This is a genomic window from Oceanobacillus sp. AG (genome assembly GCF_009746545.1).
Lineage (GTDB): Bacteria > Bacillota > Bacilli > Bacillales > Amphibacillaceae > Oceanobacillus > Oceanobacillus indicireducens.
Genome location: NZ_WOWT01000002.1, coordinates 131031 through 152992, shown reverse-complemented (window position 1 = coordinate 152992; position 21962 = coordinate 131031). Strand labels below are relative to the sequence as shown.

Genomic DNA, 21962 nt, shown 5'->3' with positions numbered 1-21962 from the left:
TTTTGCATAAAGAAAGAGTGTATGTAGCCACACTAGGCTACATACACTCTTTTTTAATCGAAAACGAGTCGCATGAGTTCAGTTGTGATTTTCCCGGTGTCATAGCGTTCATAGATGTGTTGATACTCTGATAGCTGCCCACTCTTTTCCAGGTTTTTAATTTTTTCCACCGCCTCATCAACGCTTGAGACGATGAATTCATGTGGATAGATAAGATCTGCCCCTTCCCAATTGAACACAATCGGCGTTGCTCCGCTTGCCATTCCTTCCATTGGTGCAAGGTGAAATGCCTCGAGATCACTCGTGGAAAGAATGACTCCAATGTTTGTCAGCCATTCCGGGATATCGGAGCCAAATTGGGAAAAGACGACATTTTCTTTCCATGGTGCATTATTAATTTTTTCAAATACCCCTTCGAAATAGGTGATTTCCTTTTTCCTATCCTGCAGCCACGGAAAGTCTTGTGGCATTTTCCCTTTAATGTGGAGCTCGTAACGTTCGTCCTCTTGCCATAGTTTCTCAAAAATTTCGACTGCGCGGTCAATTCGCTTTAACTTCGGAATAATTCCAATGATTCCGAGATGAAATTTGGCATGCTCCTTCTTCGGGTGTTGGAACGCTCTTGTATCAACCATATTTGGGATTAACTTCAGCTTTTTGCGCGGTATCCGGTGAACTCGGTGGAATTCCTCGAGCATTTGCGGGCTGATCGTGATGACGCTCTTAACCTTTTTAAAGTCCACCTTTTTCAAAAACTTCGTCTGCAATTCCTGACGATGAACACGAATGAACAGCTTCTGACCTTGCTTTACATAATTTTGATAGAAAGCTGAGTTGCCGAGTCCCCACTCACAGAATATAATATCTGCTTTTTGCAATAGCTTCAGGCTTTTTTCTTTATTATGCTTTGTATGCCCCTTCCAGTTATCAAGCAATACTTTTTTCCCGGTCCGCGCACAACGCTCGATGAACGGGTAAAGAAATTTGAAATCATGACCGGCAAATAAAATTGTTTCTTGTTTGGCGTTAAATGATCTTAGTGCATCAAGCAATTGCTGTTCGTTTTTTTCGTAATCAAATTCCCTCGCTAAGACATAGCATTTTTTCGCTGCTGTGTAGTACATCTCCTCGTTCGCGAGTAGTTCTGGAAGGAGAGTTATTAAATCATCTGGTTGTTGGATGAATAATGGGTAATCCCTTCCAAGCAGATCGCTGAATTGCTCATTTTCCGGCAAGATAACCGGCTTTCCTGCTTTTGCATAGTGGAGGTAGGAACGGAAATCCGCTTCCAATACTACTGCAATATCAGTTTCTGTGTCTAAACTATAATAATCCGTTTCATTGTCCTTGTAACGCCAATCGAAGCTCGGAGTTTCACGTTTGATTGTTTCCATGATTTCCGTGAGCGTGTCGTCCGCTTCTGTAATTGAATTCGGGTAAACCTCTGTAATTCCGCGTCTGTTGACGATGACAGGAATCTGGGCTGAGACTTTCTCCTTCCACGGTGGAAGGTAGATTATTTTTTCCTGTAATGATTCGATGCGTCTTATATTTTCCTTTTGTTGCATCGAATCAGTAAGGATGAACGGATAAGCTTTCAGGCTGTCTTGCACCAGATTCGATTCGACTGGCAGAAATGGGATGACTCTTGCTGCCGGTAGTTTCGTAAGCTTATCCAATTCCTCAAGTGGTCCCATCCAAATTAGCGTATCGAATTTTTCGGTGATTTTTAAGTAAGTGATCGCTTTTTCATTCGTGTTGATGGCGGCTGATTTTTCTTCCATAAGTTTTTCCACTGCAAATAGTTTAACTTCTTGATTTTTAGAAATCGATGCCTTGATCACGTCATAGAGCTCGGTTGTTTCGGTCAGAACGTTGATTTTTATTCTTGTATCATTGGAAGTTATTTGCAAAAGTGAAAGAAATGCATCGTGATGGCCTGTATGCATGCTTTCAGCGATATAGATTAGAATATTTAATCGTTTCACATAACCTTCTCCTTTGGAATGAAAGCTTCCATCAAGCTGACGAGCGAATGATGATTATATTTTGTCGTTAAAAAGAATCTGGCAATAACAGGTTTGTTATTCGTAATGGAACGGTCAACAAAAGAAGTCATTCGGAAATAATACATCGTGTTGATGCAGTCTTCGATGTAAAAAGCGTCGTATTCCCTACTGCTGTCCACAACTCCAACGTACGTGCTTTTCGTCAGCTGGTCAAGCGCATAATTCTTAGCTGCAAAACTAGCGATATAAACCTGGATATTGTCCCGGGCAAGGAGAGCGTTCATTGCTTGCTCGAAGCAAGGGTACGGTGTAATGAATACGATCCAGTTAACACGACTCGCTGTCTGTTTTTCAATTGTGCGGATGACATTTTGGTACTCTTGTTCCGTACGTATTGAGAAAACAATTGTAGCGGACGGCAGCCTTGTCGCATGTTCAATATGGAGACTTTTCGTAATAAAATGCATGAAATCACGATAGTTATGCTTCCAATAAATCGTGCGGCTAATCGACCGGTAATCGTCCGCAGCTTGATCCGGATTGTTTTGATAGGCTTGGATCACTTGCTCGAGCTCTGATTCTGTTTCATAGATTCGGACTAAACTCTGGTAAATACTACCGTCCAAGGCAAGTTTTTCACAGATTACGAGATGTCCTTCTGCAAGCAGCTCCTCGATTTGTTTTTCCGTATTATTTGCAGCTTGGATGGTTTCAATGGTGATTGGCTGCTTGTTCGGTGGCTTTTGCTGTATTCGTTGCGCTTCTGTTTCCGTTTTGGATTCTGCGTTTGCTTCTGCTGTAGTCTCGCTTAGCACCGTTACTGAGGGATGTTTTTTAAAAACATCGATGGACGGTACACCGGTTGTGTACGGGATGAGATATACTGGTGTTTCTCCGGGTGCTTGTTTGTACATGTTAAAGACTACGGGATCGTGAGTCAGTACGAACTTGAAATCAGCAAGCCGCGTCAGTAGTTTGTCGCATGGTGCCTCAGTTTGTTTGTGCCAAAGAATCATCGGGATATCAGACGTCTGGCACCAAAGTATAAGCCTGCCGATTGGCGATGTCCGGTCTTGTATGTCGCCCCATTTAGCTTCATGCAGTTCGCCTGCTTCCATTAAAAGAAAATCAGGGACAGCTTTTGCGAGTGTTTTTCCCCAATTATGTGCGTACAAGCGGGTTACTTGAGTAACAGCATTTAGGCTTGTTACAGCACTTTGCGGCAGGGCGCCTGCGAATTTCAAATTATTCAAGTGACGAATAGAAGTCTTCTCTGTTCGCTCTACCGGTAAAAATGGTGACGTGAAAAGATTGTGTATCTCCATTTCTCCTTCCCCATTGATACGTATGGCTAAACGGGCAGCCTTTGTTGACGGGCTTGGAATAATTTGATGTAATTGATTTAACTGAATCGTATGTTTCTTCGTCTGCTGATTTTCTTCATCGTATTCAATTAGGTAGATCTGATAGTTGAGCGAGTTTGTCGTATGACCTTCGATGAAGATTGAGTTTTGGGAATGAAGGATGATTTTATTATGACGTTCTCCCAGCCTGGAATAACTGGAACTTGATTCCCAAAAGTTTACATATGCACTTTCTGTTGTTTTTGATTGTAGATGTATTGTATGATTTTCAATAGAAAGATTGATGAGTGACGGTTGATGGAACCAATTTTTACTGTCAAATAACTTGGTCGGAAGAAAATCGATGTGTATCGACTCTGGTTTCTTCAGTTTGTTTTTAATCTTTTCGATAAACAGCATCATAGCAATCCCTCACCTTATATATTGACTTAAATTATATCACGAAATGTGATTTAAATATATTTAATGAGAGGGAAAAGATAGGTATTTTTGAGGTTTTCACGAATTGAAAAGAGATGATTCAGAATGCTACTGGATCATCTCTTTTTATTTCGGGGTCCATTTTTATTACTTCATAAGTTCGATGGTGATTTTTTCTATGAGCGTGATTTCTCCCCTTCTTCTAGGGCATTTTTCATTACCATCAGTTTTTTTCCGTTTTTCCATTTATTCTTGTTCCGACACTACGGTAATTCTTCCTTCCTTTTCAGTTGGAATGTTATCACTGCCAAGGCGTACGAGTTGGTCTCTGAAATTTTCCCAATCCGATTGTCCAAGGTCCGTTACACGGCCTTCCGCATAGGCCTCTTCAAAAACAGTGAACCCGTCTCCGCCTTTTGCAGTGAATGCATTTGTAGCAATCGTGTAGGTTTCTTTATCTTCCACTTCCAGGAAACTGCCATCTGCTGTTTCATACTTGAGAGATATGACGCGGCTTCCAGCTGGCTCAGATGCGTCAAATTCAACTTTACCACCGGCGACATGCAGGAACCCGCCATTCTCGCTTGGGTAGTTACCTACACTTATTTCAAAGGCCTCCTTCAATTCAGCACCTGTTACATCCATGACTGCCAGTGTGTTACCAAATGGAAGAACTGCGATGACTTCCCCTACTGTAACTGGACCGGCATCGATTGGCGCTCGAATTCCGCCACCATTTTGCAATGCCATTATTACATTTTCATCATAAACCTTTGCAGCTTGCAGCATGCCATCGGTAATAACGTTTCCAAGAATCGTTTCGTTTTTACGTACACTTTCACCTGTTTCACTGCCTTTGTCCCCAGTTCGTGGGTTTGTTAGCGGTTCTTCTAAAGTTACACCAATTTCTTCCTGAGCAACTTCTTCTACTTGCTCTTTATATTTTTCAAGCAAGAGCGCTGCTTCCGGATCTTCTTCTTGTTCGCTGACTGGGATTAATTTACCTGTTTGTGTAACGACTACCCCATTTTCGTCAAATTCAACGTCAAGCAATCCAAGATTCGCATTGCCGTTCCCTGTCTGTACGATAATGGTGGGGTCTTTCGCTGCCCCAGATTCATCTGTATCCACGATGACTGGTTCCTCTAGTACGGTGTGGCTATGCCCACCAACGATGACATCGACGCCGTCAATCTGCTTTGCTAATTCTAAATCATTGTCCACTGCAGGGTTATCATCGAAACCGATATGAGTAATCGCAACAATTTTATTGACACCTTGATCTTCAAATGCTTGTACCGCTTTTTCCGCCTCTTCCAGATAATCTTCAAATTCGATATCTACTGGACTTGAAATACCGACTGTATCGACAGTTGTCAAGCCGAAGATTCCAACTTGTTCTCCTTCAACCTCTTTAATGATTCCATTGTAAATTTTCCCGTTGGCTGGATCAGAGGACAGGAGATCACTAAAAAGACCAGTGAATTTCTCATCCTTACTGAAATCGACATTACTGCTGACAAATGGGAACATCGCACCTTTTACAAAGTCAACAAGCGCTTGGTGACCTTCTGGTGATGAGCCAAGATCGAACTCATGGTTTCCGAATGTCATCGCATCATACTCCATATAATTCATGAATTCCAAGTCTGCTTGTCCAAGAAATTCATTAAAGTACAATGTACCTGTGAAAACATCTCCTGCATCAAGGAGTAATGCTTCGGGATTTTCGGCCCGCACATTATTTACAGCAGTTGCCCGTTTTGCGACTTCATCTAGATTAGCATGGGTGTCGTTCGTATGCATGATCGTTAAGTTGAAATTCTCTTCTTCTGGTTTCACGTATCCTTGCAATTGTTCGTAGATAGATGAGTTGACTGCACTTTGCCCACCGAAGATAGAAACTTCTTCTGGTTCGTTTTCTTCCAAATAAGTTGCAAGGGATGCTGGTAGCCGGTCATGAACCAGTGTTAATGCTGCGCCTTCTTTCGCTGTAAGCACTCCACCAGTGAGAGCATCGGCATAATCTTTACCAGATGCAACATAGACATTTTCTGGGTTTACATTAAATGCTTCAAGTAAGGCAATGTTTGTTTCATAACGGTCTTTTCCTCGAATTCTCTCTGGTCTTGGAAGCTCGTTTGCAACATCTTTAGATATAACATTTTCTCCACCAATGATAATTGTTTCGTTAACACCAAGTTTTTCCAACTCTACATTTGTTGCTTCAGGTAGACGGTCTGAAAGGCTTAGGAGAACTGGGATTCCTTCTTGCGCTGCAATACCAGCAATCGACAATGCATCCGCAAAAGACTGGCCGCTTGCGACTACTGCCTTTTCCGCTTTACCGTCAGTCAGTTCTGCTGCAATTTGAGCTGCGGTTTCATATCTTGTATCTCCAGCAATCCGGGTAACGTTGTATCCAGCTTTTTCGATTACCTCAGCCGCTTCGTCGCTTACTGCTGTTTTTCCTCCGAGAATATGTACTTCAGAGGCTCCTAAGCGCTCTAATTCTTCTAAAGTGTCATTTAGAAAAGAATCATTCGGTGTTAATAGAATCGGTGCATCCCAAGCATAAGCAAGTGGCACACCTGCAAGTGCATCAGCAAATTCCAAACCGTTTGCGATAATCACTTTTTCAGCTGAACCATCTGCCCAGCCTGCTTGGCTAATTTCAATGGAGGTGCGGTAACGATCAGCTCCGTAAATTCGTTCGATAATTTCTGCCTTATATTGGGCCTCGGCTCGGGGTTGCTCGGGTTGGATTGGGTCTGCGAGCACATTGAGTGACATTGTTCCCGAAGCAACGATTGCTGCTGCGGATAATCCTGCTACCATTTTTCTTTTAAAAGACATTATGCATTCTCCTCCTCAACTTTTTAACTCTACTATTACTATACGAAACGAGTGTTACATTTGATGGAAGGTTTTGTTAAAAACATTTAATATAATGCTATTATTATAGATTACAAAGTAAAAAAAGAGGCTTTATGAATTTATCCATAAGGGTCTCCCTTTTTGTATTGGAGTTTTATTTTATTATTTTGTTTAGATTTTTGACGATTAAATCACTGACTGCACCTGTTCCACCGATAATGGAGATTTCCTCGTGTTTATTTTTCTTGATGTAGTTGGGAACCACATCTGGCACACGGTGGGGCACGACGACAATCGCACTGTCGTTATTCGCTGTAAGAACTGCTCCTGATCGTGCATCAGCAAAGCCTGTTCCTGTTGCACCATAGAGATGTTTATTATTTACATTGAAGTGATCTGCATGGGAGATATTCGTTTTATAACGGTCGGTACCGTCGCTGCTAAAATAATTGCAATGAATGCTATTTGTTGTTTTCTTTTTGCAAGCTTAACTTCCTCCTTTTTTGTTGGAATATCACTCCGTTACGATTCCTTTAGCTCATATTATATATATGCAAGTAATTGGAACTATTAATTGGCAGGACTATTACATCGCGCGGCGAGTTTTTAACTATCATTTTTTTCTATTTAAAAAGGACAATTGAACATGTCAATTGTCCTGATAACCTTGCTTATCATTCTTTTTATTCGTTTTTACTTTTGGCTTTTTATATTTCCAGCGAATTTTCCTTAAACGGTCAACTACTGGACGCTTTCCTCCCATAACAATCCCTGCAAGTTCGGCAAAGATATGCAAGAAAAAAAATACGAAGACGCTGATAAGGAGAGCAAATTTTAGACTAGCTTCCGAAAACAAAATCGCAAGGCCGCCAAATACAGCGCTGAACAAATAGATGATTATTACAGTTTTCCGGTGACTGTAGCCGGCATTGATTAGCTGATAATGGATGTGCTTGTTATCAGCTGCCATGATGCTTTCCTTATTATAGGCACGGCGGATGATGGCGACGAGTGTGTCGAATATTGGTATAGCAAGTACGATGATTGGTACGATGAAACTAAAGAATGCGATGTTTTTAAATAGACCAAGCATCGAGACGACGGCAATCATAAAACCGAGAAAATTTGAGCCTGTGTCCCCCATATATATTTTCGCCGGGTAAAAGTTATGATAAAGGAATCCGAGGTTCGCACCGATCAGTACGATAGCAAGATAAGCTGCCATCACCTGAGCATCCGTGACAGCCATAATAAAGATACTGATTAAGGCAATCGTCGTTACACCGGTTGCGAGCCCGTCCAGTCCGTCAATGAGGTTAATGGCGTTCGTAATCCCAACAATCCAGAGGACGGTGATGAGAACGCTGAAAAAGCCAAGATCGATCATTCCGATACCGGGGATTGTAACCCGCTCGATAATAAGACCGGATGAGACGATAAAAGATGCGGCGATGAGTTGGCCGGTTAATTTTGCTACTGGTTTAATGCTGAAACGGTCGTCTAGTGCGCCAGTTATAATGATAGTGAGAGCTCCGGCGAATATTTCCGGCAGGTGCTCATGCTGAGGCTGTAAATATACCATACCAAGCAGTGCACCTAAAAATATGGCAATGCCCCCTAATCTGGGTTTGACTTCTTTATGGATTTTACGATAGTTCGGAAAGTCCACAGCTCCGACCTTCACGGCAAACTTCTTTACCGCGTAAGTAAGCAGGAAGCTCGAAAAAAGTGCTATCGTAAAAGCAATAGCTAGATCGACAAAGTTAAACATAATATTCTCCTAATTAACATATTCAACAAACAATTTACACGTATCGATTAAATTATAACGAAAGAAAGGTTGATTGGGCAAATTTAACCGTGAGGATACCGGGACATGGGGACGGAGGCGTTGTCCCGATTTGGAGCGGGACATGGGGTCAGAGCTCTTGTCCCGGTATATCACCCAGTTCAATTGAATTTTGAGTAATTTGGGGACTATTATTGGGGCAATCGCTTTGTTAGAATAAGGATGGGAGACAACGATTCATAAAAATAGGGGGATTTCTATGGGACTGTATATTTTTGTAATAGCAGCCGCTATTGCAGTATTTGGTATTTTAATGATGTATAAGAAAAATGTAGAACGACTCAAGGAAAATCCGAGTCAAGTTGCTGAAGTACATAAAAATTTCTTCATTAGTACGGCACTCATTGAAGCATTACCGATTGTTTTACTTATCCTAGGATTCGTCAATGTCGAACCGGTACCGGTCGATCAGATTTATCTACCTGTTATTATTGTTATTATGCTAATCGCGTTCTCGGTCTTCTTTGTCTTCTTGCAGCGAGCTGTAGGTACGGATGAGGACAGCAAACAGGTTGTAACTAGCTTTTCGATGATTGCGATCATGATGTCGAATGCCATTCCTATTATTGCGCTTGTGTTTTTATTTTTGTCGGTACAAGGATAATATGTGGAATAGATGGCTACACAAGGAGACACTCGTTCCGATGAGTGTCTTTTTTGTTCTGTGCGGGACAGATGCCCTGACCCCTGTGTCCCACTGAAGTTTGGGACAACAGCACTGAACCCAAAAAGGCATCCCCCCTGGGACAGTGCCTCTGACCCCAATGTCCCGCTCAAACTGGGACAGTTGCTCTGACCCTGTGTCCCGGTGTATGATTTGGATAGGTGTTTTTTTTGAGGGGGGGTGGTTTGGTGGTTGGTTCGGGTGATCGGGATAGTGTTGTGAAGGTTTGTATGATTGCTGGGAAGATTATGTTGATGAGCGGGGCGGAGACGCATCGGGTGGAGGATACGATGAATCGGATGGCGCATGCCTTTGGCGTCGAGAGTGCGCAGAGTCATGCTACACCTACTGGGATTAATTTCTCAGCTGGGATGACCGAAGTGAATAACTTTGTGCGGATTTTAAAGCGCCCGACTGATTTGCATAAAATAGCCGAAGTGAATAGTATTTCCCGGAAAATCATCGCCGGGGAATTAAGCCCGGAAAAGGCATACCGCAAACTGCTAAAAATTGAAGCGGCCCCTCCTGTTTATACGGTTTGGCTGCAGATTATAATTGCTGCGCTCGTGAGCGGCTGTTTTGTCATAATGTTTCAGGGGACCTGGACTGATTTCCTTCCAGCCTGTATTGCCGGTGGGCTTGGCTTTGCGGTAATGGCTGGGATGGACCGTCTTCTTGAAATCCGTTATTTGGCGGAGTTCTTCGGTGCTTTCGTCATTGGAATCAGTTCTTATCTGTTGATTCATTATGGATTTGCTTTGGAACTCGATAAAGTGATTATTGGAGCAGTGATGCCGCTCGTTCCTGGGCTCCATATTACGAATGCCATTCGCGATATGGTAGCGGGACATCTGCTTTCTGGAATATCTAAAGGTGTCGAAGCGACATTGACCGCGTTCTCGATCGGTGCTGGTGTGTCGCTGCTATTCGCTTTTGTCTAGGAGGGGGTTCTTTTGACGATACTTGCACAACTTATTACAAGCTTCATTGCATCAAGCGGATTCGGAATTTTATTCAGCGCCCCGAAAAGAGCCCTCATTCAATGCGGATTCGTTGGGATGTCCGGCTGGATGCTTTATTATTTTCTGACACCAGCGGTTATGAATAATGTTCCAGCGACGATTTTTGCAGCGATGCTTGTATCGGTGCTCAGTTATTTCTGTGCCCGCCTGTTTAAAGTGCCGATTATCATTTTCAATATTTCCGGAATCATCCCGCTCGTGCCAGGTGGGCTTGCATATAATGCGATGCGTCATTTTGTCGAAAATGATTATACGACAGCAATTGAGCTATCGGTTGAGGTTGCATTGCTTGCTGGTGGAATTGCGATTGGATTAATGTTTTCAGAGGTCATCCGGCAAGTTGTCGTGAAACTGTCGGTTCATAAATAAGATAAATAACTTCAGCTTGAAACAGTACACACTTCTGAATATTTTTTCTTTTAAACAATTCACTGACTTTCAGTTCGTATCTATTGCTAAATTTCTAAACTCCATTACAATAAAATAAAACTTCATTCTGCGGGGTTTACTTTTTAACCTAACGGAATGTTTAATAAAATAATCGAGCCGTTACTGGAAGGGCGGATCTCCCACTTTAAAGTTTGAAGTAGGAGTCTTACAGCCAGTTACACTGCGATAATTTTTATTCCAATAAAGTGAGGGAAGTTTGATGAGTGAACAAATAAAGCCAAAAGTTTTAATTACAATATTTGGAGCAACAGGTGACTTAGCTAAACGTAAGCTATACCCTTCCATATACCGCCTTTTGCGGAATAATACGATTAGTAAAGATTTTGCCGTAATTGGACTTGCACGTAGAGGATGGTCCAATGAGGTGTTCCGCGATAATGTAAAGGAATCGGTTGAACAAGCATTTGGTGAGTGCGAGGAGTTGGATGATTTCGCGTCACATTTCCACTATCAATCCTTTGATGTGACGGATAAGACAGCTTACGACCGCATGAAAGAATTAGTGGAACAGCTTGAATCACAATACGACACAGAAGGAAATCGGTTATTCTATTTGGCTATGGCGCCGGAATTTTTCGGACAGATTGCAAATAGCCTGCAGGAATACGGCTTGAAAGAAACGCCGGGCTGGACACGCTTGATTATTGAAAAGCCGTTCGGTCATGATTTGGATTCGGCAAAAGAGTTGAATAACCAAATTCGGGCAGCGTTTGATGAGGAGCAAATCTATCGGATTGACCATTATCTTGGAAAACAGATGGTACAAAACATTGAAGTTATCCGGTTTGCGAATGGAATTTTTGAACACTTGTGGAACAACCGATTTATTTCCAATATCCAAATTACGTCGAGTGAAACGCTCGGGGTGGAGGACAGGTCGCGCTATTACGATGATTCAGGGGCGATCCGGGATATGGTGCAGAACCATATGCTGCAAATGGTTGCGCTGCTTGCGATGGAACCGCCGATCAGTCTGACAACGGATGAAGTTCGTTCGGAGAAAATTAAAGTAATGCGTGCGCTTCGGGAACTTGACTTAGATCAGGTTCATGAGTATTATGTCCGCGGGCAGTATGGACACGGTGTTGTAAATGATAAAGAGGTCGCTGGTTATCGAAAAGAATCGGAGGATCTCATCTTTTCCAATACAGAGACGTTCGTGGCTGGGAAAATTTTAATCGATAATTACCGCTGGGCTGGGGTTCCGTTCTATATTCGAACTGGAAAACGAATGCCAGAAAAGCGGACGAAGATTGTCATTGAATTTAAAGATATCCCGATGAACCTGTATTTCAAGAGTGAGCGGGAACATCATCCGAACTTGCTTGTCATTAATATCCAGCCGGATGAAGGAATCGCCCTTTATCTGAATGCGAAAAAATCTGGTTCTGAGGCACTTGCGGAGCCGATTGAGCTTAGTTATAAACAAGGCGCGATGCCAGCAATAAACACGCCAGAAGCGTATGAAAAACTTCTATATGATTGCATGATTGGTGACGCGACAAACTTTACACATTGGGATGAAGTTGCGTTGTCCTGGCAATACATCGACCCGATCTTAAAAGTTTGGGAAGATGAACAGCCGAACTTCCCGAACTATGAATCCGGCTCGATGGGACCGAAAAAATCAGACGAACTCCTCAACCAAGACGGCAACCACTGGTGGGAAGTTTAGCTGGGACACGGGGTCAGAGACCTTGTCCCAGATTTAGCGGGACGCGGGGTCAGAGCTTTTGTCCCGCAACTATAAAAATGGGTCATTCAAGATGATTTCTTGAATGACCCATTTTTTTTATTATATATGCGATGACGATGGGACTCTTATTAAGTGGGACAATTACACTGACCCCAATGTCCCGCCATCTGCGTTCTATCTGGGACAGTTGCTCTGACCCCATGTCCCGCCGCGCTCATTATCTCTGGCGGGTGTCGTCTCTGTCGAGTTCTTTTTCTCTTTCTGTGTCGTCTCTTTCGATTATGTCTTCGTTGTCGTTGTTGTCGCCATTGTCGTCATTATTACCATTGGTTCCGTCGTCGATGTTACCTTGGTTGTCATCATTTTGGTCACGTGGTGTTTCGTCAATTGGTTCGTTATCATTATTGTCATTGTTGTCGTTATTTGTCGCACACCCTGTGATCAATGTAAGTGCTAATGCAAGTGAACCAATACGGAGAAGCCATTTATTCATCATCTGTGTATGCCTCCTTTTCCTTAAAGTAGTTGCTCGAATTTAGCATAACCACTTTACCCGAAAGTCATACATTATACACATAAAAGACGATATCACTCCTCCTAACACACTCACCTACTGAATCGCAAATGTAATCTCCGCTTCACAAGCTAGCTCACCATCGACGGTTGCCCGGCCTTTCCCTTTCCCGATTGGCCCTTTCATCCGTGTAATTTCCACTTCAAGCCGCAGTTGGTCTCCTGGTTTTACTTGACGTTTAAAACGACATTTATCCAGTCCTGCGAGGAAGCCGATTTTCCCTTTATTCTCTTCCTTATTCAGCACTGCAATTGCACCAACTTGGGCCATTGCCTCAACAATCAGCACGCCTGGCATGACCGGATATTCGGGAAAATGTCCTTGGAAAAACGGTTCATTGATTGTTACATTTTTAATGCCTACCACGCGTTTCGCTTCGTCCATCTCTACAATTTTATCGACTAATAAAAATGGATAACGGTGCGGGATAATTGCTTTAATTTCTTCCGTATTCATGTTTTAACCTCCTCTTTTCACCATGATAAAGCAGGGATATTTAAAATGATGCTTCCATATCCTTTTGCTTGCTAGTTTTGATTATATCAAGTTTGCATGTTTGACTCCAATCGAAAACGGAAAAAGAAAGGCAAGTGCATTTCTCAAAAATCAACCTTAGAAGTAGTTAGGAGGAAAACAATATGCTCTGGTCAATTATTGTTCTATTGCTCGTATTATGGCTATTAGGCTTTTCATTTGATGTTGGCGGCGGTCTTGTCCACATACTTTTAGTTATCGCCTTAATCGTGCTTATTTTCCGTTTAATAACTGGAAGACGAGTCGATTAACTTTTAATTAAAAATTGCAGCCTAACAAAAGCTAATACACTCACAAAAAGGACATAGGATTTCCACCTATGTCCTTTTTCATTTACCACAATATAACTTGTACGTGTGGCTCTTATACGAGAAGAAGTGCCACTTTATTCTTTTGTAACGATGTCGATGATATGTTGCCAGGTTTCCACCTTAAGTGCGTCTGTCGGGGTTCCGTCGCCAATGATTCCGTAACCGATCATAAGCCCTGCTACAAGGGCAAATACGGCGAGAATCGCAACAATAATAATGCGCAGCCAAATCGGGAAAATCCGTACTCTCGATTGCTTGTCCCGCTGTTCACTTCGCCTTTGCTGCTCTTTTGTTTCAGGACTTTTTGCCTTCGATTGTTTTTTCTCGGCGGCAAGTTCCGCTTTTTTTGCACGTTTATTTAGCTTTTTATCCTCTGCTTCGCTGGATTTTTCTTGTTTCTTTCCTATTCCAGCTAGTCTTAATTGCTTTGTTGACATCGTTTGTTCTCCTTAATCTTAACTTCTCAGTTGATTGATGAGTCCCATCATCTGATCGGTCGTTGAAATCGTCCGGGAATTAAACTGGTAGGCACGCTGAGCCACCATTAATTCTGACATCTGAGTTGCCAAATCAACATTCGCCTGCTCCAACATCCCACTTTCAACTAATAAATTGGTAACTCCGATTTGCTCCACAACTTCATCCATCACATAGCCCAACTCACCAGCATCAGGCAGACGGAAAAGATTGCCACCAGCTGCTTCCAGTAAATGTGGCCGCGTAATTTCGACAATGCCAATTGCACCAACTACCTGCAGCTCACCATTCCGTTCAACGACGATTTGCCCATTATCGCGAACCTCGATTCCCTCGAAGCCACTTGCAATTATAATTCGCTCACCATTTTGCCCAAGGACGGGTTCGCCATCGCCATTTGTCAGCATCACTGCATCCGCCCCTGCACTCGTCGGCTGTAAATAAAAACTTCCATCGCGTGTGTAATTCGTCTCGAGTGCTCCCGGTTCCCCCGTTTGAATCTGGAAAAAATGCCTTTCATTGCGAAGGGCAAGATCGAGTGCCCGGTTTGTCGTCTGTAGAGATCCGATAGAAAAATCATTATTAATTGCTCCAAGCTTTGCTCCAGACCCAACACGAATTCCTTCTGGCGTTAGTCGATTCACCGCATTTTCCGGGGTGTTTAGATTATTGATTTGCTGGGTTAAAAGGGAGGAAAATTCCGAGTTTCGTGTTTTATAGCCAGGTGTTTGGCTGTTCGCCATATTATGTCCAATCAAGTCCAATTTCTGTTGCAGCTGATTCATCGTCACAGCTGCCTGAATCATCGTCCGTGACATCTATAAACCTCCAATCTAAATCTTGTTTAACCGAGGCGGCCGATATCTGACACTGCTTTTCCTAAACTTTCATCATAAGCCCGTAACACGCGCTGATTCAGTTCAAACATCCGGTAAGCATTCAACTGGTCTGTCATCGTCGCCTGCGCGTCCACATTCGACTGCTCTAGAAAGCCTTGCAAAACAGTAAATTCAGCATCAGCCGGTACCGCAATTGATTCGCCGTCGTACAGGTTATCGCCTTCTTTTGTTAGTTCATTCACATCGTTTACGTAGGCTAGTCCTAGCGGAATCGTTTCCGTATCGGTCTGAAGCATTCCCGTATCCGTCACGGTAAAATCTCTGCCACCTGTCTCAATCGGTGTACCAGCGTTATTTAACACGTAATAGCCCTGATTCGTCACAAGAAAGCCGTTCCCGTCAATGGTGAAATTTCCGTTGCGAGTGAGGCGTTCTTCCCCTGCTTCATTTTGTACACGGAAAAAGATGCCACCTGTCTCGTCCGGTACTGCATCTTGCGTTATAGCAAGATCTGTTCCGATATTCGTCTCGCGGATGCCGCCCTGCGCAAAATTAGGTACGAATTCCTGGACATAGACTCCGGTATTAAGCGAACCGATTGTCTCACTTATTGGGAGATGCACGTTCCGATTCACCGGTAACTGTTTCTTCCCTTGGGCTTGAATCAGCATTTCAGGAAATGACCGGATTGTTGCTTGATCCGCCTTGTATCCTGGTGTATTTATATTTGCTAGATTATTCCCTAATGCTTCCTGATGACGCTGCTGGGTCATCATGCCACTTGCAGCAGTGTAGAATCCTCGTAACACGCGATTTCCTCCTTTTTAGCGTTCAGGATATTTTGAAAAATTATTGAATTACTAATAAAAATCTGTGGATTATGAACTGAAAGTTGCTAGCAATAACCTTTTCCGTACTGCACCTAGCACAAACAAGATGAATTCTCTTCTTAAGTAAGCTTCTTGCGACTTTGCAACGAATGTTTCTCTACCGTGAAAAACTACCTCGGAAGAACCGCTTCCCGTCCTGGGAGACACAGTTTCTACGTTGCGTTGCCGCGACTACTGCTATGTGCTGGTACAAACGCTCTTCGGTGGGACAAGTAAAAGCAGTCCCAAGCCCGCGAAACGATTCGCCCAACTTACTGTAAGGGTCGCTTAGCACCTTTCAATCTTATCCAATCTTTTTACCTTCGATCTTATCAATGTTTTCAAGCATGATTCCGGTTCCTTTAGCAACACAGCTCATTGGCTCTTCCGCCACAAATACAGGCACCTTCAGCTCTTCAGCAAGCAATTGGTCCATACCGTGGATGAGCGCCCCTCCGCCAGTGAGAATGACACCACGGTCGATGATGTCAGCAGATAGTTCCGGTGGAGTCTGCTCAAGAACCATTTTCGCAGCTTGTACAATTACATAAACATATTCACGAAGCGCTTCTTCAATCTCCTTGGAGTTTACCGTTATTGTTTGCGGAAGGCCACTCACCATGTCTCGACCACGAATCTCAAGGGATTCATCGCGTGAACCTTCAAAAACGGTTGCGACATTGATTTTAATTTCTTCGGCAGTCCGTTCACCGATTAGGAGCTTATATTTTTTCTTAATATACTGTAGAATTTCTGCATCAAAATTATCCCCTGCCATTTTAATGGACTCAGAGGTTACAATGCCACCCATAGAAAGAACGGCTACATCTGTCGTTCCTCCACCGATATCGACAACCATGTTTCCACTCGGCTGGTAAATTTCCATCCCAGCACCGATTGCTGCGACCTTGGGCTCTTCTTCCAGATACACTTTCTTTCCGCCTGACTTTTCCGCCGCTTCTTTAATCGCTTTCTGCTCGACTTTGGTAATGTTCGTCGGGCAGCAAATGAGCATGCGCGGTTTTGTAAACAGGCCTTTAACATTGATTTTATTAATAAAATGCTTTAACATCGCTTCAGTCACATCAAAATCAGCAATTACCCCATCTTTAAGCGGGCGGATTGCTTCTATATTTCCAGGTGTCCGACCAACCATGCGACGGGCTTCTTCTCCGACTTCCAGTACTCTTCCAGTATTTCGGTCCATCGCTACTACAGCTGGTTCATTCAACACAATTCCTTTTCCTTTTACATGAATCAAAACGTTGGCGGTTCCAAGGTCTATTCCAATATCTCTAGAAAACATTCTATCTAGGTCCTCCCAAATTAACTTGTCTTACATCGTGATTTAGACACAATGCTACTATTAACATATTTTATCACAGTTTGTCACATTTAACTTCTTTTATTGATAATTATTTTATGAAATTTTTGTTGTGCTTGACGGCAGATAGGGATGCGGGTTCATTCTGGGAAGTTCTGTAAAAAAATGGGCTACTAATCCCGGGAGGCGACTAGTAGCTTGGGGGTATTAATTCCGGGAGGGGTTTACCTTCAGGCGGCCTTCATTTTTATATTTCTGTCTCGTTGCTTCCCCGCCACGCAGGTGTCTGATTGCTTTATGATATTCCAGCACTTCTTTCACCTGTCCGGCAAGTTCGGGATTGATCTCAGGTAAACGTTCAGTTAAATCTTTATGGACAGTACTTTTGGAGACCCCGAATTCTTTGGCAATTTTCCGGACTGTCTTTCTCGTTTCAATCACATGCTGTCCAATACGGATTGCTCTTTCTTTGATGTAATCATGCACACCGTTCGCCTCCTAAGTTGATCGTTCTGAGGTGTCATCTCTTATCTCTTCAACCGGGGCTCATTATTTAATGCTGTCAACTGAACCGAAAAGTGAGTCTATGTAATTTGCATCATTGCGGGAACGGAAAAAGTCACTACTATGCTCCTTCACCTCAGCACTAAAATCTTGGTTGGTTTGTAACATTTTATTACAAGCACCAACCGAATATGAATAAATCTTTTTGGGACTAGGGGTCAGAGCATTTGTCCCAGTTTTTGAGACGGCTTGTGGGACAGTGGGGTCAGAGGCGATGTCCCAGTGGGACAAATGCCTCTGACCCCACTGTCCCACCACGCAAAAACACCTTGGCCTGAAATGCCAAGGTGTTTGCTTGTGTGTTTATTCTTCTGTGTCGTCTTCCGTTTCTTCTGGTTGTTCATCTTCAACTTCCAAGTCAGCGTCGGATTCATCTAGTTCAGCATCAGCGTCTTCATCCTGTTCATCCGCTTCCTCTGGCTGCTCGACTGCATCCGTTTCTTCTGTTGGTTCTGTTTCTTCCGCTTCTTCTGTTACACCTTCTGATTCGTCCGCATCCTCCGCTACATCCTCAGTTGATTCAGCTGAGTCCATGAGTTCATCAATGCTTGCAAGCGGTTGGTTCAGCAATGCTTCCGGGTTCACAGGTGTATCACCTTTTCGGACTTCGAAGTGAACATGGTTGCCATGCTCTGTTCCGAATTTATTTTTCCCGGCTGTACCAATTGCTTCTCCTTGTTTTACATTTGCATCTGCTTCAACCTTCACATCGCCAAGACTCGCATAATAGGTTTTCACATCGTCACCATGATCGATTACGACAACATTCCCTAAAAGCGGGTCCTCTTTCACTTCAGCGACTGTACCACTTAACGCAGCGACTACTTCAAAGCCTTCCCCATCTTCTGTTGTAATATCAATACCTGTGCTTTGATAATAACGATTGTTGTAATGGATTAGGGCATTTACCTTCTCTGATTCGTCTGCGTTATAGTCAAAAAATTTCGTTACAATCTGCGCTTCTTCACTGTTTTCGATCGGTAATTGTACGACTTCTTGTTGTTCCATGACAGGCTCTGCTTCCTCTTCATTTAGAACCGGGGAATACTCTTCGGACTGTTCCCGCTCCTCGACAATTTCCTGATCGTCTCCATTATTTTGGTACCAGACAACTGCTGAGATTAATAGAGCTGCTAGAACCAAATAAAGACTAGGGAAGAACCACTTTTTACGGAAAATGCGTGTCCAACTTTTTTTTGGACCGAATTTGTTTTCCTCATTCATCTTCATCACCTCAACAACCATTCTGTTCAGAAAATAGAAAATCTATACATCTGCAAGGAAATATTTTTCATAAACATGTATTATTTTGGTTGCTAAGGGGAAATTAAGCTGTTACTTGCCAATATTATCAGTAATCAAGGAAAAACCCTCGTCTATTTCGAGACGAGGGTCGGAGCTGCTTCATCAAGCGTACTTATATCTATTCCCTGATAGTAATGCTTCACGATATCTTCATAGTTCTTTCCTTCCTTCGCCATACTATCCGCACCGTACTGACTCATGCCGATGCCGTGACCATTTCCTTTCGTCGTGAAAATATAATGATCATTTGCTTGTTTAACGGAGAAATCCGTGGAACGGAGCTCAAGCTTATCGCGGATTTCCCTTCCTGTGAATGTGTTTTCATCCATTGTAAATTGACTGACGCGGCCACTGTCTGAGCGGGCAATCGTAATATGATCAGCCGCATCACTGGATAACGTAATACCAAGACGCTCTTCCAGTTCGGCTTTCGTAAATGTTTCCTGATTAACGAGCTTCGGGTTTTCTAAATCCCATGGGCTTGGCACGCTCCGTAGATAGGGCAGCTCTTTTTCCCAATAGTCCTCCGAGTTTTCCGTATAGCCATTACTCATCGAAAAGTAGGCAGGCATGATCGGAGCATCTTCATACGTTAAAATTTCTCCACGCGTCGATTCCACCGCAGCTTTGATTTTTTTAATATTGTCTTCATAGGCACTGCCCCATAGCTGCTTTAATTCGTCATTGTTCTTATATACCTGATCTTGCACGGTATCTGTAATATCGTAGGAATCCTCATCATTTGTGAGGAGATGGTTAACTGTATACGTCCGAGCTGCAATGGCTTGAGCCTTCAGTGCCTCCATTTCGAAGGTTACAGGCATTTCCGCAGCAACGACACCGACAATATAATTCTCCAGAGAAACATCTTCAACGACATCTGCTTTCGTTCGCATGACCGCGACGGATATGGATTCCTGTTGTTGTTCATTCATAATTGTAAAATCATCCGCCGGCTCTGTTGCTTCATTATTTTTGTTCTGTGGCAGCACGATCAGGCTCGGAATGGCAATAATAAGGATAAACAGGGAAGCAACCAGCAGGATGAGCGGCAGCCGGTAAGAGAGCTGGTGATGTTGGAAATAAGCAGAACCCTTACGTTTAATGAAAGGGGGTGGCTTTCGTTTCATTGTTTTAAACTTCGGCTTGCTGGATACTGATTTCAATTGTGTCTTTTTCTTGAGTAGTTTCTGGATATGGGCGTTTTTCTTCGGACTTTTCACAAATTCCCTCCTCGTCGCTGATTTGCCGTGAAGAGGAGTTTCACTTCCCCTTATGCACAGCCTAGTATTGCAATCTACTATTATATTTATACGAAAAAGTTAGAAATAGACCTGTGAATTGCAGTTTATAGGAAAAAATATAACGGTTTAAAGGCTATAAATACAAATAACCCCTACCAGAATTGTTTTTTCTGAAATAGGGGTGTTTAATTTTGTATCCGGGCGTCCGAACTGCCCGACGGTTTATTTTTTATAATAACTTTGCAATTGCTTCTTCGCTTAATTCGTTTGTTTCTGTAATTGTTTCAATTACATTGTTGAACTCATCAACACGGACAATGTCAGCACCTAATGCAGCAAGCTTTCCAACAATATTCACATAGCCGCGGTCAAGATGCTTTAATTGAGTGACGCGGGTATGTCCTTCTGCTACAAGACCAGCCAAAATAAGCGCAGCAGCAGCGCGTAGATCGGTTGCTGCAACTTCAGCACCTTGCAGATCATTTAGCCCTTCTACGATCACACTGCGACCTTCAATTTTGATTTTAGCGTTCATTCTTCTGAACTCTTCCACATGCATGAAGCGATTTTCAAAAACCGTCTCGGTGAGGACACTTGTGCCATTTGCTTTCAGCATCAAAGCCATCATCTGGGATTGCATATCGGTAGGGAATCCGGGATATGGAAGTGTTTTGACATCGGTTGATGTAAAGGTTTCCGGGCCGATCACACGGAGTCCTGTGCCTTCTTCTTCAATCGATACACCCATTTCTTCCATCTTGGAAATAACGGAACGGAGATGTTCGCTTTCCACATTTTCCACTAAAACATTTCCACCTGTAATTGCAGCTGCAGCCATGAAGGTTCCTGCTTCAATCCGGTCAGGAATAATCGTATGCGTTGTGCCGTAAAGCTTTTCCACTCCGTAAATACGGATGGTTTCTGTACCTGCTCCAACGATATCAGCACCCATTTTATTCAAATAATTGGCTAAATCAACTATTTCAGGTTCTTTCGCAGCATTTTCAATAATCGTCGTTCCTTCTGCAAGGGATGCTGCCATCATGATGTTCTCGGTTGCGCCAACACTTGGCATGTCGAGATAAATTTTTGCACCTTGAAGACGACCATCCACTCGTGCTTCAACGAACCCATTGCCGACATGAATGTCTGCTCCCATAGCTTCGAAGCCTTTCAGATGAAGGTCGATGGGACGGGATCCGATGGCACATCCACCTGGCATTGCGACGTTGGCATGGCCGTAGCGGGCAAGTAATGGTCCCAGAACAAGCACAGATGCGCGCATTTTTCGTACATATTCAAATGGGGCTTCTGTAAGTAATTCCTTGGAAGCATCAATTTCCACGGTATTCGTATTTGCATTAAATTCTACATCGGCATTTAGATTTCTCAGTACTTCATTAATTGTATAGACATCAGCTAAAACAGGTACGTCTGTTATGACACTCTTGCCTTCGCTGGCAATTAAGCTCGCAGCCAAAACTGGCAATACGGCATTTTTGGCACCCTCTACTTTTACTGTGCCGCGTAGTTGCTGTCCACCTCTTACGATGATTTTTTCCATATTTAT

General features: G+C 43.1%; 20 protein-coding genes. 5 read left to right on the top strand and 15 right to left on the bottom strand.

Annotated features, from left to right (window positions below; genetic code table 11):
* Window positions 1-53: 53 nt before the first annotated feature.
* The 5 genes from GN217_RS00690 to GN217_RS00670 all read right to left on the bottom strand — a co-directional run bounded on the left by GN217_RS00690 (window position 54) and on the right by GN217_RS00670 (window position 8441).
* Window positions 54-1988 carry a glycosyltransferase family 4 protein gene (locus tag GN217_RS00690; RefSeq protein ID WP_156854313.1) on the bottom strand — a complete coding sequence of 645 codons (1935 nt, stop codon included), beginning with the start codon at window positions 1986-1988 and terminating at the stop codon, window positions 54-56.
* Complete coding sequence (locus GN217_RS00685; RefSeq protein ID WP_156854311.1) at window positions 1985-3775, bottom strand: hypothetical protein; 1791 nt, start codon at window positions 3773-3775, stop codon at window positions 1985-1987. The genes GN217_RS00690 and GN217_RS00685 overlap by 4 nt, the downstream gene beginning before the upstream one ends.
* A gap of 264 nt (window positions 3776-4039) precedes the next feature.
* Window positions 4040-6649: a cell wall-binding repeat-containing protein gene (locus GN217_RS00680; RefSeq protein ID WP_156854309.1), complete on the bottom strand. Its 2610-nt coding sequence runs from the start codon at window positions 6647-6649 to the stop codon at window positions 4040-4042.
* Window positions 6650-6824: 175 nt separating this feature from the next.
* Window positions 6825-7130, bottom strand: a complete 306-nt coding sequence (locus tag GN217_RS19340; protein WP_156854531.1) for a cell wall-binding repeat-containing protein — start codon at window positions 7128-7130, stop codon at window positions 6825-6827.
* Between the two features lie 189 nt (window positions 7131-7319).
* Window positions 7320-8441 (bottom strand): glycosyltransferase family 4 protein, encoded by a 1122-nt coding sequence (locus tag GN217_RS00670; RefSeq protein WP_156854307.1) that lies wholly within the window; start codon window positions 8439-8441, stop codon window positions 7320-7322.
* 277 nt (window positions 8442-8718) lie between these two features.
* Between GN217_RS00670 and GN217_RS00665 the strand changes: the two genes are divergently transcribed.
* From GN217_RS00665 to zwf, 4 genes are all read left to right on the top strand, one after another.
* Entirely contained in the window at window positions 8719-9123 is a 405-nt protein-coding gene (locus GN217_RS00665; RefSeq protein WP_156854305.1) for a hypothetical protein, read from the top strand.
* Window positions 9124-9371: 248 nt separating this feature from the next.
* Window positions 9372-10124 carry a threonine/serine exporter family protein gene (locus GN217_RS00660; protein ID WP_336251691.1) on the top strand — a complete coding sequence of 251 codons (753 nt, stop codon included), beginning with the start codon at window positions 9372-9374 and terminating at the stop codon, window positions 10122-10124.
* Window positions 10125-10136: 12 nt separating this feature from the next.
* Window positions 10137-10574: a threonine/serine exporter family protein gene (locus tag GN217_RS00655; RefSeq protein ID WP_156854303.1), complete on the top strand. Its 438-nt coding sequence runs from the start codon at window positions 10137-10139 to the stop codon at window positions 10572-10574.
* 280 nt (window positions 10575-10854) lie between these two features.
* Window positions 10855-12330 carry a glucose-6-phosphate dehydrogenase gene (gene zwf, locus GN217_RS00650; RefSeq protein WP_156854301.1) on the top strand — a complete coding sequence of 492 codons (1476 nt, stop codon included), beginning with the start codon at window positions 10855-10857 and terminating at the stop codon, window positions 12328-12330.
* A 238-nt stretch (window positions 12331-12568) separates the two neighbouring features.
* Here the strand turns inward: zwf and GN217_RS00645 are convergent, their stop codons facing one another.
* Both GN217_RS00645 and fabZ read right to left on the bottom strand, forming a co-directional pair.
* Entirely contained in the window at window positions 12569-12847 is a 279-nt protein-coding gene (locus tag GN217_RS00645; RefSeq protein ID WP_156854299.1) for a hypothetical protein, read from the bottom strand.
* A gap of 114 nt (window positions 12848-12961) precedes the next feature.
* The gene (gene fabZ / locus GN217_RS00640) at window positions 12962-13381 is read right to left on the bottom strand and encodes a 3-hydroxyacyl-ACP dehydratase FabZ (RefSeq protein WP_156854297.1); all 420 of its coding nucleotides are present in this window, start codon (window positions 13379-13381) and stop codon (window positions 12962-12964) included.
* Window positions 13382-13563: 182 nt separating this feature from the next.
* Between fabZ and GN217_RS00635 the strand changes: the two genes are divergently transcribed.
* Window positions 13564-13710, top strand: coding sequence for a lmo0937 family membrane protein (locus GN217_RS00635; RefSeq protein ID WP_156854295.1), 147 nt, complete (start codon window positions 13564-13566; stop codon window positions 13708-13710).
* 134 nt (window positions 13711-13844) lie between these two features.
* On the opposite strand, the gene GN217_RS00630 is transcribed toward GN217_RS00635, so the two are convergent.
* From GN217_RS00630 to murA, 8 genes are all read right to left on the bottom strand, one after another.
* The gene (locus tag GN217_RS00630) at window positions 13845-14207 is read right to left on the bottom strand and encodes a DNA-directed RNA polymerase subunit beta (protein WP_156854293.1); all 363 of its coding nucleotides are present in this window, start codon (window positions 14205-14207) and stop codon (window positions 13845-13847) included.
* Window positions 14208-14225: 18 nt separating this feature from the next.
* On the bottom strand, window positions 14226-15065 hold the full coding sequence (locus tag GN217_RS00625; protein ID WP_156854291.1) for a flagellar hook-basal body protein: 840 nt from the start codon (window positions 15063-15065) through the stop codon (window positions 14226-14228).
* A gap of 26 nt (window positions 15066-15091) precedes the next feature.
* Window positions 15092-15895 (bottom strand): flagellar hook-basal body protein, encoded by an 804-nt coding sequence (locus GN217_RS00620; protein WP_156854289.1) that lies wholly within the window; start codon window positions 15893-15895, stop codon window positions 15092-15094.
* A 364-nt stretch (window positions 15896-16259) separates the two neighbouring features.
* Entirely contained in the window at window positions 16260-17261 is a 1002-nt protein-coding gene (gene mreB / locus GN217_RS00615) for a rod shape-determining protein (protein WP_156854287.1), read from the bottom strand.
* Window positions 17262-17486: 225 nt separating this feature from the next.
* Window positions 17487-17765, bottom strand: a complete 279-nt coding sequence (spoIIID, locus tag GN217_RS00610) for a sporulation transcriptional regulator SpoIIID (RefSeq protein ID WP_156854285.1) — start codon at window positions 17763-17765, stop codon at window positions 17487-17489.
* A gap of 381 nt (window positions 17766-18146) precedes the next feature.
* Window positions 18147-19067 (bottom strand): stage II sporulation protein SpoIIQ, encoded by a 921-nt coding sequence (gene spoIIQ, locus GN217_RS00605; protein ID WP_156854283.1) that lies wholly within the window; start codon window positions 19065-19067, stop codon window positions 18147-18149.
* Window positions 19068-19219: 152 nt separating this feature from the next.
* The gene (spoIID, locus tag GN217_RS00600; protein WP_232334280.1) at window positions 19220-20371 is read right to left on the bottom strand and encodes a stage II sporulation protein D; all 1152 of its coding nucleotides are present in this window, start codon (window positions 20369-20371) and stop codon (window positions 19220-19222) included.
* Between the two features lie 250 nt (window positions 20372-20621).
* Window positions 20622-21956, bottom strand: a complete 1335-nt coding sequence (gene murA / locus GN217_RS00595; protein ID WP_156854281.1) for a UDP-N-acetylglucosamine 1-carboxyvinyltransferase — start codon at window positions 21954-21956, stop codon at window positions 20622-20624.
* Between the last annotated feature and the right edge of the window lie 6 nt (window positions 21957-21962).